This is a genomic window from Pirellulales bacterium (assembly GCA_019636335.1).
Classification (GTDB): domain Bacteria; phylum Planctomycetota; class Planctomycetia; order Pirellulales; family JAEUIK01; genus JAHBXR01.
In genome coordinates this window covers 66,198-80,136 of the sequence record JAHBXR010000017.1, presented here as the reverse complement: position 1 = coordinate 80,136, position 13,939 = coordinate 66,198, and the positions used below count along the sequence as shown (strand labels likewise).

The window sequence follows — 13,939 nt, the reverse complement described above, 5'->3', positions numbered from 1 at the left end:
GTTCTGCCCGAAACAGAATCGGCCACTCGCGCAAGAGGCGCAGTGACAGCGACACGGTCGGGCGAGCCTTTTGATGGCAACAGGGAGGTTGCGCCAGCCGTTGAAGCTCGGGCCCTGTCCGCGCTCGGACCGCCGGTCCGCCAGAGCTTCAATCCCCGTCCGCGGCTGCCGTTCTCTTCGCTGCGCCGTCGTTCGCCGTTCCGCACGGCACGTGCGTGACGGCGAAAAACGCAGCTCTAGATCCAAGGAGGGATCGATGGCCACGCTTCAGGCGGCCTTCGTCGCGTTTTCGTTGCTGGGGGCCAGCGACACGGTTCTCGTCGACTTCTCGGCCGATTGGTGCGGACCGTGTCGACAGATGGAACCCGCGGTCAACCAACTCGCCGCGGCGGGTTATCCGGTCCGCAAGGTGAACATCGATCGCGAACGCGAGCTCGCCGCCCTCTACCACGTGCAAAGCATTCCCTGCTTCGTGCTGTTGGTCGACGGGCGCGAAGTCGATCGCACGGTCGGCTCGACCAGCCTCGAACACCTGCAATCGATGATGCACAAGGCGGGAGTCTACCCGTCCAACAGCGCCGGTGGTCATGCGCGCGGTCAATCGCCCGATTATGCTCCTCCGGCGGTCGTCACGGCGCCCGTCGCTCCCTTGGTCCCGGTAACCATGCCAGCCACGACGAGCAACGCTCCGCTGGCCGCGGCGGTCTCTGCTCCGGCGCCGGCAGCGCCGCAGATGCTACCATCGACGCCGGCCATGCCTTCGAACAACCACAGGGCCGCCGATCGCGCCACGACCCCGGAAGCGATCATGGCCGCGAGCGTCCGCATCAAGGTACAAGATCCCGACGGCCAGTCGGGGGGCAGCGGCACGATCATCGACGCCCGCGAAGGCGAGGCGCTCGTGCTGACGTGCGGTCATATCTTTCGCGATTCGAAAGGGCAGGGAAAGATCACCGTCGATCTCTTCGGACCAGGCGCCCCGCAGGGCGTTCCCGGCGAGCTGATCTATTTCGACGATAAGACGGACCTGGGCATCCTGGCCATTCGTCCGGGCGTGCCCGTCGTGCCCGCTCGTATCGCCCCCGCCCATTACGCACTGCAACCCGGCCAACCGGTGACCAGCATCGGCTGCAATGGCGGCGCCGATCCGACCGTGCAGCAGAGCAAGATCGACTCGCTCAACAAATTCCTCGGTCCGCAAAACATTCAGGTCGCGGGCCAGCCGGTCGAAGGTCGCAGCGGCGGGGGGCTCTTCAGCGCCGAAGGCTACACGATCGGCGTCTGCAACGCGGCCGACCCCACGGACAACCAGGGATTGTTCCGCGGACTCGAAGCGATCCAGAAGTTGCTCGACGAACAGCAACTGGGCTACGTGTATCAAGCGGCGCCCGGTGCGTCCGCGGCCGGTCTTGTAGCAAACGCGGCGCCTGCCACGATCGAACCCCCCAGTGCCGAAGGTTGGATGCCGGTGACCCCGCCAGCGATGCCTGGCCACATGCCCGCGCCCGAGCCGACGGCGATTGCCGCCACGCCGCCCGACGCTTCGGCTCCCTCGGGACAATACGTGCCCGCCGCGATGCTACCGGCGAGCCATCATCCTGGTCCGGCGGCGGGCGTGGCGGTCTTGCGTGACGTGGCGGGGACGCAGCCCGACGCGGCCACGCTGGCCAGGCTGTCGCCCCAGGAACGTGCCGCGCTCGAAGCGATCAACAAGCATTCCGGGGGCGCCGAAGTCATCTGCGTCGTGCGTCCGCTGGCCGATCCTCGCGCCAAGAGCGAGATCATCGTGCTCGATCACGCCTCGCCCGCCTTCCTGCAGCAACTGGCCGCCGAACGCCAGGTGCAAGACGCGCGGCATCTCACGTCGACGTCGTCGCAGAACGGTGGCTTCCGCCCGCTCCGCCCGAGCGGCGTCGTGACGCAGAGGTAGTAGTCGATCTATCGATGAATGTCAGGTTGAGGGTAGAGTCTTCTGGTTCGCTTTTTGGGGAGAGCCACCTGTCCCGTGCCTGACATTGAGCGATAGACCTTCATAGAAGGTCAGGTACCCCGTACCTGACACGGTTCGACGTGGCGAACTCGAAAGACTGTCAGGTACGGCGTACCTGACCTACATGAGCTGCCATTCAGACAAAGTGGCACAGGTTGGCAGCCTGTGCCACTTGCTGTTTCTAATGCGAATCCTGATTTGACTACTCACTCTCGCCCGCCTAACATCGTGGCTCACGAGAAGCCACGACATGACGCGGAACGATCACGAAACGAGTTATGTCCTGGCCCTGGACCTGGGGAGTGGTGGCCCCAAGGTGGCGCTCGTCTCGGAGCGCGGTGAGATTCTGGCCAGCACCCGCCGTTCGACCACCACGTATCTCGTCGGCGAACGCGGCGTCGAGCAGGATCCCGAGGAGTGGTGGTCCACGATCTCGGATGCCGCACGCGAGATCCTGGCACGTCAGCTCGTTCCGCGCGAACGCATCATCGCCGTCGCCTGCACCAGTCAGTGGTCGGTGACGACCCCCGTCGATGCCGAGGGCCGCGCGCTGATGCGGGCCGTTCACTGGATGGATGGCCGGGGCGCTCCCTACACCAAGGCGATGACCGATGGGCTCGTGAAGATCAGCGGGTACAGCCTGCCCACGCTCGTGCGCTGGATTCGCAACACCGGCGGCGTGCCCACCCACTCGGGCAACGACGTGCTCGCGCATCTGTTGTTCATCAAGCACGAGTGTCCCGACGTGTATCGCCAGGCGGAGGCGCTCCTCGAGCCGATGGATTACATCAACCTGCGGCTTACGGGTCGCACGGCGGCCTCGCATGCCACGATTTTTCCTTACCTGCTGACCGACAACCGCCGCAATCCGGGTATCGTCTACGCCGACTCGCTGATCAAAGCCGCGGGGCTCGATCGCGCGAAGCTGCCCGAGCTGTTGCCCGTCGATACGATCCTGGGCACGGTGCTGCCCGCGGTGGCGCAAGACTGGGGCCTTTCGCCGCAGACGCAGGTGGTGATGGGCATGTGCGACACGCATGCCGCGGCGTTGGGTTCGGGCGCCGTGGCCGATGGTGAGGTACACGTCTGCATCGGCACGTCGTCGTGGATTACCTGTCATGTGCCCTTCAAGCGGACCGACTTGTTCCGCTATATCGCCACGATGCCCTCGGCCTTGAAGGGCAAGAACATGGTCGTTTGCGAGGTGCTGGCGGCCGGCAAGTGCGTCGAGCTATTCGTCAAGGAGTGGTTTGCCGACCATTTCACCGCCGTGGGGGGCGATCGCTATGCCGAGTTCGAGCGGCTGGCGAGCAGCGCGCCGCCGGGCTGCGAGGGGCTCGTCTTTCTGCCGTGGCTCGGTGGAAGTGGGCCCCCCACGAGCGATAGCACGGCACGAGGCGGTTTTATGAACTGGTCGCTGCGGACCACCCGGGCCCAGGCGGCCCGTGCCGTGCTCGAGGGAATCGCCTACAATCTGCGTTGGGCGCTCGAGGCGGTCGAACGCTTCATCGGGAAACGTCAGCCGCAACTGCGCTTTATCGGCGGCGGCGCGCAATCGGCGCTGTGGTGCCAGATTCTCGCCGACGTGCTCGATCGCCCGATCGTGCAGGTAGCGGAGCCGAATCAATCGATCGCCCGCGGGGCGGCCTTGTCGGCCTTCGTGGCCCTGGGCAAACTGCGCGTCGAGGAACTGTCGCAGCGCGTGGCTTTGGGCCACACGTATCGGCCGGACGCCCGCCGGCGCGATTTGTATGAACGAGTCTTTCGCGAGTTCCAGAAGTTCTATCACGCCAATAAGCCGATCTTCGGACGGCTCAATACACCCCCCGCGGAATAAGTGAGGTCTTTCGATGTCCGAACAGAACACCGTCGCCACCGATCCGCTGTCGATGATCGACCAGATGATGCATCCCTATCGCGGCGAGTTGGGCATCACGACCGAGATTCCCCAGCAGGGGCGCAGCCGTGACGAGATCTTCGCCCTGATGCAAGAGCTGCGCGGACGCGAGATGCCGCGTTGGAAAGAGGGTTACGCCTCGGGTTCCGTCTACCACGGCGATGAATCGCACGTCGACTATCTGAACCAGATCTACGCCGTGCAGTCGCAGGTCAACCAGTTGCATTCGGATCTCTGGCCCAGTGCCGCGAAGTTCGAGGCCGAGATCGTGGCCATGACGGCGAACATGCTGGGGGCCGGCCAGACGACCGCGCCGTTCGGCTCGCCCGAGGGCATTTGCGGTTCGGTCAGTTCGGGCGGCTCGGAAAGCATTCTGCTGGCGATGAAGACCTACCGCGATTGGGCCGAGGCGACGCGCGGCATCACGCGGCCGGAACTTGTCGTGCCCGTCTCCGCGCACGCCGCCTTTCACAAGGCGGGGCAGTATTTCCGCATCGAAGTGAAGAGCATTCCGCTCGACGAGCAGTTCCGCGCCGACGTAAAGGCTGCCGAGGCGGCGATCACCGAAAACACGATCGCCCTGGTCGGCTCCGCGCCGAATTTTCCCTTCGGCACGATCGATCCGCTCGAAGAAATGTCGGAGATCGCGCAGAACCGCGGCATCGGTTTCCACGTCGATGCGTGCCTGGGCGGTTACTTTTTGCCCTGGGCCGAAAAGCTCGGCGCGCCGGTGCCGAAGTTCGACTTCCGCCTCCCGGGCGTCACCTCGATGTCGTGCGACACGCACAAGTACGGCTACGCCCCGAAGGGAACCTCGACGGTACTCTACCGCGGCGAGCAACTGCGGCGCTATCAATACTTCACGATCGCCGATTGGCCGGGGGGGTTGTACTACTCGCCAACCTTCTCGGGCAGCCGTCCCGGCGGACTGAGCGCCGCCTGCTGGGCCGCGCTCGTCACCATCGGCGAAAAGGGCTACCTCGACGCCACGCGACAGATCCTCGACGCCGTGGCAATCATGAAGCGGGGCGTGGCCAGCATTCCAGGTTTGCGCCTGCTGGGCGATCCGCTGTTTGTCTTTTCTTTCGCGGCCGACGACATCGACATCTACCAGGTGCTCGACCAGATGTCGTATCGCCGCTGGGCGCTCACCGGTTTGCAGCGTCCGGCCGCCATTCACGTGAGCCCCACCTTGCGTCTGGCACAGCCCGGCGTGGCCGAGCGGTTTGTCGAGGACCTGCGAGCTTCGGTCGAGTACGTGCGCAACACGCCGAACATCGAAGGGGGCATGGCGCCGATCTACGGCCTGGCGGCGGCGATTCCCGACCGTTCGTTCGTCCACGACATGCTCAAGCAGGTGATGGACATCTACTACCGTCCATAAAGCGAAGGCGGCGATTGGCCGTTTCACGCGATCTTCATTCCGCTGGCAAGCTGCGCATTCTGCGAGAAGTTTGCTTCGTATGCCGGTATTTGCCGCCACACAGTGGCGAGAGGCAAAGCCGCGCGCCGATGGAAATGCTGCGCCTGTGATGAAGATTCCGATTGGACGGTGCGCGCCCAGGAGTCGCGCGGGGCGTCGGCGCGCGGATCTGTGAGCTAGATTTGCCTAGCGCGCCTTCCGGTGAATAATTTGCCGAAGAGCGCCGCGCCGTCGATCACCATGCCTCGCCACCGAGGAGTCGCTAGCAGTGCTGTGCCACGTTCGTACGCTCGAGATGCTGTCCGCGGTCGCCTTGCTTTTCGTGTCGTTCGTGCCAGCAGCGCAGGCGCAGTCGCCGCCGGCGAAGAAAGTCTCGACACCGTCGCCGCTGAAGCTCGCCAAGCCCATCGGCACGGCGCCGGGCGAGCTGGCGCCCAAGCCGGGGGAGCATCCGCTGCGGCCCTTGATCCGCTGGGGTACCGAGGCCGCCGAGGCATTTCGCCAGGTGCCCGGCTACAGTTGCACGCTCGTCAAACGCGAGCGTCTCAACGGCGAGCTCGGACGATACGAGCGCCTCGAGATGAAGGTCCGCCACGAGCCATTCAGCGTGTATGTGAGCTTTCCCGGCGCCAAGGGTAAGCCGCTGCAAGAGGTGATCTTCGTCGAGGGACAGAACAACGGCATGATGTGGGCCCACTCGGATCGCTACAAGATGATGGGCACGGCCTCGCTCTATCCCGACGGACGCCGGGCGCTGCAAGAAAGCCGCTACCCGCTCACCGAGGCGGGCATGCTCAACTTGATCGAGCGCCTGGTCACCATCGCCAAGAGCGATGCCCGCTACGGCGAGTGTGACGTGAAGATCGACCGCAACGCCAAGATCGACGAGCGTCCCTGCATATGCATCGCGGTGACGCATCCCACGCCGCGCAAGCAATTTCGCTTCCATCACGCGCGGGTCTACATCGACAGCCAGTGGCACGTGCCGGTGCGGTACGAATCGTATAGCTGGCCGCAGAAGGCGGGCGACAAGCCGATCCTGCTCGAAGAGTACACGTATCTGAACTACCAGTTCGATCGGCCGCTCGAAGACCGGGACTTCGACATCCGCAACCCGGCCTACTTCTTCCCCGAGCCGGATAAGGTCTCGAGCGGCGAATTGGCAGCCGAGTAGGTGGACAACAATACCATCGACTACACGAAGATATCCGACGTGCAGTCGCCGCCGGGGTAGCGCATTTCGTGGGCGCGGGCCGCGCCTTGCGGTTCGAGGCCGAAGTCGACGAGGAAATCCTCGTTCAACGTGAGGCCCCCCTTCTCCGTGTCGCAATCAACCTGCAAGAGCACCGAGCCCGCCTGGGCCATGTCGGGATAGAACTGGTTGTCCCACACGCTGTAGAGGGAGTTGGTCACGTAGAGCCGACGGCCGTCGAGGCTCAACTGCAGCATCTGCGGACCGCCGATCAACTTGCGGCCGCGGAACTCGGGGTTCTTGCCCAGCAGGCCGCCGCACCACAACTGCCCCACGAGCTTCGGCTTCGCCGGGTCAGTGATGTCGTACTGGCGGATATCGCCGTGTAGCCAGTTCGAGAAGTAGAGATAGCGGTCGTCCATCGAAAGAAGCAGATCGGTGATGAGTCCCGGGATGGGAGCGTCACTCCCCGGCGGCGTGGCGCTTTCGACCTCGATCACCTTCTCGACCTGCCACTGGTCTCCCGGCTTGTGCCAGTGCCACATCGTGCTCGACAGCGCGGCGCCGACGAAGCCGTGCGTGCTGGCGGGATCGTGGTGGAAGCGTACCTCGAGCGGGATGAGCCCCGTGCCGCCGAGATCGACCGTCTGCGCGATCTTGCGTGCCTGCCAATCCCAGAAGTGAATCTGCTGGCCGAACTTGCCCGCCTCGACCTCTTTCGGACTGAAGCCGGTTTGATAGGTCTTGGGCGCGGCCCATTCGCTCGAGACCATCACGTTGTGGCGGGGCTGGTACCAGAAGTCGTAGTTGAACTTCATGCCGCCTAGATCGCGTTCCCAGCGGCCGGCCACGTCGAACTTGTCGTCGAGCAGCAGAAAGCCGCCGGGGCCGTTGCCGGCGGCATCCCCCAGCATCGAGATCATCACCTGCCCGTCGGCCAGGCAGTGGACCGTGTGGGGCGCGCTGAGATTCACCTGCTTCTTCACCACGTCGGGATCGAGCACCTTGACCAGCTTCGGCGCGCGGGAATCGTGCGTGTCGACGATATGAATGCGGCTCGAGGCGTTGCCCGGCACGATCAAGTAACGGCGGTGTTTCTCGCCGTCGCCGTGGCAACTGCTGCACGTGTTCCAGCCGAAGTGATGCAGCTCGTCGCCGACGTAGGGCATCGGCAGGCGGTGAATCACTTGCGAGTACGTAGGCGATTTCGGATCGACGTCGATCGTGGCCAGGTAGTCGGGCTTCTTGACCGGCGTGCCGGCATAGAGGGCCACGGTGTAGAGCAGCTCTTCGCGCGGCGCTTGGATCGCTTCGGCGGGCGAAGCGAAGCCGGGCCCACAGCAGGCCTCATCGGCGTGAGTTTGGGTCGCGCCGAGGGCACGCGCGGCGAACGAACCGGAGAGGGTAGTCGCCGCGGCTGCCTGCAAGAACTCGCGTCGTCGCATGGTTCGGCTCCGCTACTAAGGGGGCGCGCCGATCTACGCAACTACCTGCGACGGCGCGCAGATTATGGTAGACGGTCTCGCCAGCGCCGCACAACGAGACAGACGAATTATGAAGAAACCCGTCGCATAACAAGGACGGACCAGACGCCGGAGTGAACGGGTCCAGCCCCGTTGAGGCTGTGCCGCCGCACGACACGCGGCCGACTCGATGGGCGCTCGTGGGCGAAAGGAACGCGGGGAGCGTTACTTCTTCTTCTCGACGTGCATCGTGTGCTTGCGGAGACGGGGCGAGTACTTGCTAAGCTTGAGCTTCTCGCCCCCCGTCTTGCGACGGAGCGTGTAGTTGTAGTCGCCGGTCTCCTCGCAGACGAGGAACACGGTCTCGACCTTCTTCTTCGACTTGGCCATCCGAAAAAACTCCTCGAGATAAAAAAGTGGTCTGCCGGCGGGCCGGGCCATATCCTGGTGCGTGTTGCAGAGGAGGCCGCGGCGGCTCGGCCGATCTGTCCCACTCTCGCCGGCAGGGGCGCAGGGACAAGCTGTTCGATTGAAGGCCGCCCAGTATAACGCCTTGGGGTAGCCGATCACCAGCCCCAATTTCGCGGCCGAGTAGCTGAAAAGGGCGAATTGGTGGGGCGATGGGGCCGGCTGGCGTGGCCGAGAGGGGTGTTTCTCCACAAGAGGCGACGTGCCTTGTTGCGAACGAATGTCCGGATGCGACTGAGCAGACGGCCCATTCACGCCGCGCGGCGTTCCCTGGCCCCTGCCGTTTCCGTGAGGGAAAGCAGCAGATCGATGGTGCGCGTGGTGGCCCCCAATTGCTGGGCCACGAGTTGCCTGGCTCGCCGCCCCAAGGCCGCGGCCTCTTCCGGGGCATCGAGGGCCCGGCGGACGAAAGCGGTCAGTTCCTGCCCGTCCCGGACGACCTCGGCTCCCCCGGCCGCCAGCAGCGTTTCGACCACGTCGCGGAAGTTCTGCGTATTGGGGCCAAAGCAGGTAGCCACGCCGTAGGCGGCCGGCTCGATCATGTTCTGGCCGCCGCGCTGCGTCAGGCTGCCCCCGACGAAGCCGACCGTTGCGGTCCCCCACCAGGCCCCCAGCTCGCCGATCGTGTCGACCAGCAGCACGCGCGCCTCGGGCGATGGCCGCTTGTGATGGGGACCAAGTTGCGAACGTCGCACAAAGGGGACGCCTCGCGAGCGCAGCATCTCGGCCACCTCGTCGAACCGCTCGGCATGACGGGGGACCAGCACCAGCCGCAGCTCTGGATGGTGGGGTCGGCAACTCAGGAAGGCGTCGACCGCCAGCGATTCTTCGGGATCTTGGGTGCTGCCGGCCACGAAGACGGGGTCTTCTGGCGCGATGCCCGCCAGCGCCGCCAGCGCCCGGGTCGAGGTGTTCGAGCGGTCGGTCTGGGCGCCGTCGTACTTGAGCGACCCGGTGACTTGCACGCGATGGGCCGGCGCCCCGAGCGCGCGAAAGCGCGCAGCGTACTCCTCGTTTTGCGCGGCCACGAGATCGACCCCCCGGAGCAGCCGGGCCGCGAGCCAGCCGATGCGCTCGTAGCCGCGAAAACTTTTGGCGCTGAGCCGCCCGTTGATGACGGCGACTCGGGCGCCGCGGGTGCGGGCCGCGGCGATCAGATTGGGCCATAGTTCGAGCTCGGCCAGCACGAGCAGGTTGGGCCGGACGCGCGACATCGCCGCGCGGACCGCCCAGGTGAAATCGAACGGGCAGTAGAAGACGAGTCGCCCGGCGAAACGCTTCCTGGCCAATTCATAGCCGGTGACGGTGCTCGTCGAGATGACGCATTCCCAATCGGGCTGGCGTTCCTCAAGCTCGGCCACCAGCGTGCGGAGCAGGTTCACCTCGCCCACGCTGACGGCGTGCAGCCAGACGCAGTAGCGGTCATTCGTGCGTCGCGGCACGCGACCGGTCAACTTGGCGCGCCAGCCGCCGCGGCGCTTGCCGCGCAGCAGGTCGGCGACCAGCAACCAGGGCAAGACCACGACCAGCGCCGCGAGATAGGCCGCATTGAGCAGGTACGCCACGGGGGGGAACTCCTTTTCCCGCTTGACGTCGTTGTTCCGCCACGAAAGGCTAAATCGGGCTGCCGCCCCCCTTGCGCATGCAGCAGTTCTTGAACTTCTTGCCGCTGCCGCAGGGGCAGGGATCGTTGCGTCCGACGTGCTGCTGCCGGTTGCGGATCGGCTCCGATTTTTGAGTCGCTTGCGAGGCGTCGATCGCGCTCTGCTGCTGCTCGGCAATCTCGCTGGGGGGGGGGGCATCTTCGTGGATGGCACGCTGCTCGACCCACAGCGAGCTGATCCAGTTCTCGTCGAGTTGTTCCATGCGGAAGACGAGATCGGTCACGCGTTCGCCCACCGAGTGCCACATGGCCTCGAAGGTCTTCATGCCTTCGCGCTTGTACTCGACCTTGGGGTCGACCTGGGCATAGCCACGCAGACCCACACTGTGGCGCAGGTGATCCATCGCCAGCAGGTGATCTTTCCAGGCGGCGTCCAAAATCTGCAGCACGAGCGAGCGTTCCATCCGCCGCATTTCGGGGCGGAAGCGATCCTCGAGCGCTCCTTCGAGATGGCGTTCGAGCTCCTCGTGTTCGAGTCGCGCCAGATTGTCTTTCACGAGATCGACGTCGAGCTCGTCGCTCACGTAGTCGACCAGCGACTGCAGGGCGCCATTCGACCCGCTCACCGCCGCGCCGACCGTCGTCCCCGGGGGGGCGTGTTCGCCGAAGATGCGCGACACGCGCCGGTGCAATTCCTTGCGCACGGCATCGGCCTGGGCCTGGTGCTTGCGGCTGATCTCGACGAGCAGAGCGCGAGTCTCGTCCGATTGCTTGTTGCGAAGATTGTCGATCGAGAAGTCCGTGTCGAAGCGATCGCTGGCCCAGGCGACGAGCTTGTCGCGTTCGAAGTGCTTTTGACCCTGCGCATCGCGCGAGGTGTAACGATACAGCCCGGCCAGGACGGGGAACTCGGCCTCCTTCAATGCGTAGGCCTCGGCCGCCTTCTGGCGAACGTGATCGGCGAAGGCTTTCGGCTCGAGAGGGCGGACGTCGTCCGGTTTGAGTTCGATGCCGAACTTCTGCTGCACCCAGCCGATGGCCGACTGGAGGCCGAAGTCGGGATCGAGCAGACGCTTGCCTTCCGAGAGATCGACGTCGGCGATCGCGGCACGGGCCTGCTCGAGCAGCAGCTCGGCGACGCCGTCGCGGCCGACCTTCTTCAGATCGCGATCGCGCAGGTTGAGCTTCCAGCGGAGATTGGCCCGCTTGGCCAAGGCCTCCCAGTTCCACTCGTCGGTGTCTTCCCCCTCGGGCAGGTTCTCGTCGATGGCTTCTTGCACGGCGCCTTCGGCCATGCGTTCGGCTTCGTCCTTGGCGACCTGCTCGGCGGCGTCGAAGTCGAGCCCACGAAAATCGCGCGGATCGTACTCCTGGCCAAAAATACCGCTTACCCAACTGGCGAACGTGGCGGTGCTGTAATCCTTATCGAGTAACTGGCCGAGGTAATGATCGATCTGGGTATCGATCATCTCGAAGATCAGCTCTTTGCAGTTCGCGCCGTCGAGAATCGACTGCCGGTAGCCGTAGACGCGCTTGCGCTGCTCGTCCATGACCTCGTCGTACTCGAGCAGGTTCTTGCGAATCTCGAAGTTGCGTTCCTCGACCTTCTTCTGGGCCCCTTCGATGCGGCGCGAGACCATGCGGCTTTCGATGGCCTCCCCCTCCTGCATGCCGAGACGCGTGAGGACGTTCTTCACCCATTCGCCGGCGAAGATGCGCATCAGGTCGTCTTCGAGCGAGAGGTAGAAGCGGCTGCTGCCGGGATCCCCCTGGCGACCGCAGCGACCGCGCAACTGCAAGTCGATGCGGCGCGCCTCGTGGCGCTCGGTGCCGATGATGTGCAAGCCCCCCATCTCGGCGATGCGCCGGCCTTCGGGCTTCATGTGCTCGCGCTCTTCGATCTCGCGCACCAGGGCGTCCCATTCCTCGGGGGGGACGTCGAGGCGCGTGGGATACTTGTCCTGAAGCTGCGCCCAGGCCAGCGTCTCGGGGTTGCCGCCGAGCACGATATCGGTACCGCGGCCGGCCATGTTCGTGGCGATCGTCACGGCGTCGCGTCGGCCCGCCTGGGCGACGATGTCCGCCTCGCGTTGATGGTGCTTGGCGTTGAGCACCTGGTGCGGGATGCCGCGGCGATCGAGCATCTCGGAGAGCCGTTCGCTCTTCTCGATCGAGACCGTGCCGACCAGGATCGGCCGGCCGTGGCGATCGAGCTCGACGACCTTCGAGCGGTCGATCTTTTCGGTCTGCTTTTCCCCTTTCGGCTCGAACTCGAGCTCGGTCTCCGATTCGCGGACGATCTTCCCCACCCGCATCGTCTTGTCGTCGAGCAGCACCGAGTCCCACTTGTGTAACCGCTCGATCTCGTCGGCGATGGCGTGGAACTTCTCGCGCTCGGTGCGATAGATGACGTCGGGATAGTTGATGCGTTGCAGGCCGCGATTCGTGGGAATGGCGATCACGTCGAGCTTGTAGATCTTCCAGAACTCGCTCGCCTCGGTCATGGCGGTGCCAGTCATGCCGGCGAGCTTGTCGTACAGCTTGAAGAAGTTTTGCAGGGTGATCGTGGCCAGCGTCTGCGACTCTTCCTTGATGGTGACGCCTTCTTTGGCCTCGACCGCCTGGTGCAGACCGTCGCTCCAGTTGCGGCCCGGCATGAGGCGGCCGGTGAACTCATCGACGATGATCACCTCGTTGTTTTGCACGACGTAGTTCACGTCGCGCTTGTAGAGGTGGTGCGCCTTGAGCGAGTTGTCGATCAGGTGGGGCCATTCCATGTTGCCGGCGGTGTAGAAGCTTTCGACCCCGGCCAGCTTCTCGGCGGCGCGCACGCCCTCTTCGGTCAGGTGCGCGGTGTGCTCCTTCTCCTTGACCTCGAAGTGCGAGTCTCGCTGCAACTGCCGCGCGATGCGATCGGCCTTGGCGTATTTGGTAACGTCGTCGTGCGCGGGACCCGAGATGATGAGCGGCGTACGCGCCTCGTCGATGAGGATGTTGTCGACCTCGTCGATGACGGCGAAGTGCAGGTGCCCCTGCGCCTGCTGCATGTGCTTAGGGTATTTGTCATCGTCGCGCGCGGCGGGACGCATGTTGTCGCGCAGGTAGTCGAAACCGAACTCGTTGTTCGTGCCGTAGGTGATGTCCTTGGCGTACATCAACTGGCGCTCGCCCGACTCCATGCCGGCTTGGATCGCGCCGACGGTCAGCCCGAGCCCCATGTAGAGCGGGCCCATCCACTCCATGTCGCGACGTGCGAGATAGTCGTTCACCGTGATAACGTGTACGCCGCGTCCTTCGATGGCGTTGAGATACGCCGGCAGCGTGGCGACGAGCGTCTTGCCTTCGCCGGTGACCATTTCAGCAATCGCCCCCGAGTGGAGCACCATGCCACCGAGCAACTGCACGTCATAGTGGCGCATGCCGAGGAAGCGGCGTCCACCTTCGCGGCAGACGGCAAAGGCCTCGATGAGAATGTCATCGAGCGTCTCGCCCGCGGCGAGTCGACGGCGAAACTCATCCGTCTTCCCTCGCAATTGTTCGTCGGTAAGGGTCTGCAGCGACGGTTCCAGCGCATTGACCGCGGCGACCTTCATCTCCAGACGCTTCAAGAAGCGCGCATTCGAGGAGCCGAACAGCGAGGTCAGACTGCGTTCGACCCCTCGGGCCACGCCGCTGAAAACATCGCCGACAATTTCCCAACTACGTTCGAGTAGGTCCATGACCAGAGCCAGAGAGGATCAGGGGGCAGAGCACGCCCAGGCGCGGAGCCAGCAAAGGCACCGAGCGGGCCGATTAGGCAAGCAGTTCCGTTAGCGCAACGTGTGCCAGCAACGTAATTTATAGCTTTGCCGGCAGAGGGTCAAGAACGGTTCTTCGCCTTGCCGGCAAGGCTCTTGGGGCTCT

The 13,939-nt window shown here is 64.6% G+C and carries 8 protein-coding genes; 4 read left to right on the top strand and 4 right to left on the bottom strand.

All coding sequences use genetic code 11. The features are described from left to right. Positions 1-256 precede the first annotated feature (256 nt). From KF708_16575 to KF708_16560, 4 genes are all read left to right on the top strand, one after another. A complete protein-coding gene (locus KF708_16575) occupies positions 257-1,930 on the top strand; it encodes a trypsin-like peptidase domain-containing protein (GenBank protein MBX3414304.1) in 1,674 nt (557 codons plus the stop codon). A 310-nt stretch (positions 1,931-2,240) separates the two neighbouring features. Beyond that, on the top strand, positions 2,241-3,827 hold the full coding sequence (locus KF708_16570; protein MBX3414303.1) for an FGGY-family carbohydrate kinase: 1,587 nt from the start codon (positions 2,241-2,243) through the stop codon (positions 3,825-3,827). A gap of 13 nt (positions 3,828-3,840) precedes the next feature. Further along, complete coding sequence (locus KF708_16565) at positions 3,841-5,271, top strand: aminotransferase class V-fold PLP-dependent enzyme (protein MBX3414302.1); 1,431 nt, start codon at positions 3,841-3,843, stop codon at positions 5,269-5,271. A 307-nt stretch (positions 5,272-5,578) separates the two neighbouring features. Beyond that, positions 5,579-6,484: a DUF1571 domain-containing protein gene (locus tag KF708_16560; protein MBX3414301.1), complete on the top strand. Its 906-nt coding sequence runs from the start codon at positions 5,579-5,581 to the stop codon at positions 6,482-6,484. A gap of 20 nt (positions 6,485-6,504) precedes the next feature. Here KF708_16560 and KF708_16555 read toward each other — a convergent pair whose 3' ends face one another. The 4 genes from KF708_16555 to KF708_16540 form a co-directional block, all read right to left on the bottom strand. Further along, the gene (locus KF708_16555; protein ID MBX3414300.1) at positions 6,505-7,947 is read right to left on the bottom strand and encodes a selenium-binding family protein; all 1,443 of its coding nucleotides are present in this window, start codon (positions 7,945-7,947) and stop codon (positions 6,505-6,507) included. Positions 7,948-8,190: 243 nt separating this feature from the next. Then, positions 8,191-8,355 (bottom strand): 50S ribosomal protein L33, encoded by a 165-nt coding sequence (rpmG, locus tag KF708_16550; protein MBX3414299.1) that lies wholly within the window; start codon positions 8,353-8,355, stop codon positions 8,191-8,193. 329 nt (positions 8,356-8,684) lie between these two features. Beyond that, the gene (locus tag KF708_16545; protein ID MBX3414298.1) at positions 8,685-9,998 is read right to left on the bottom strand and encodes a 3-deoxy-D-manno-octulosonic acid transferase; all 1,314 of its coding nucleotides are present in this window, start codon (positions 9,996-9,998) and stop codon (positions 8,685-8,687) included. A gap of 49 nt (positions 9,999-10,047) precedes the next feature. Further along, positions 10,048-13,755: an SEC-C domain-containing protein gene (locus KF708_16540; protein MBX3414297.1), complete on the bottom strand. Its 3,708-nt coding sequence runs from the start codon at positions 13,753-13,755 to the stop codon at positions 10,048-10,050. Positions 13,756-13,939: the final 184 nt, after the last annotated feature.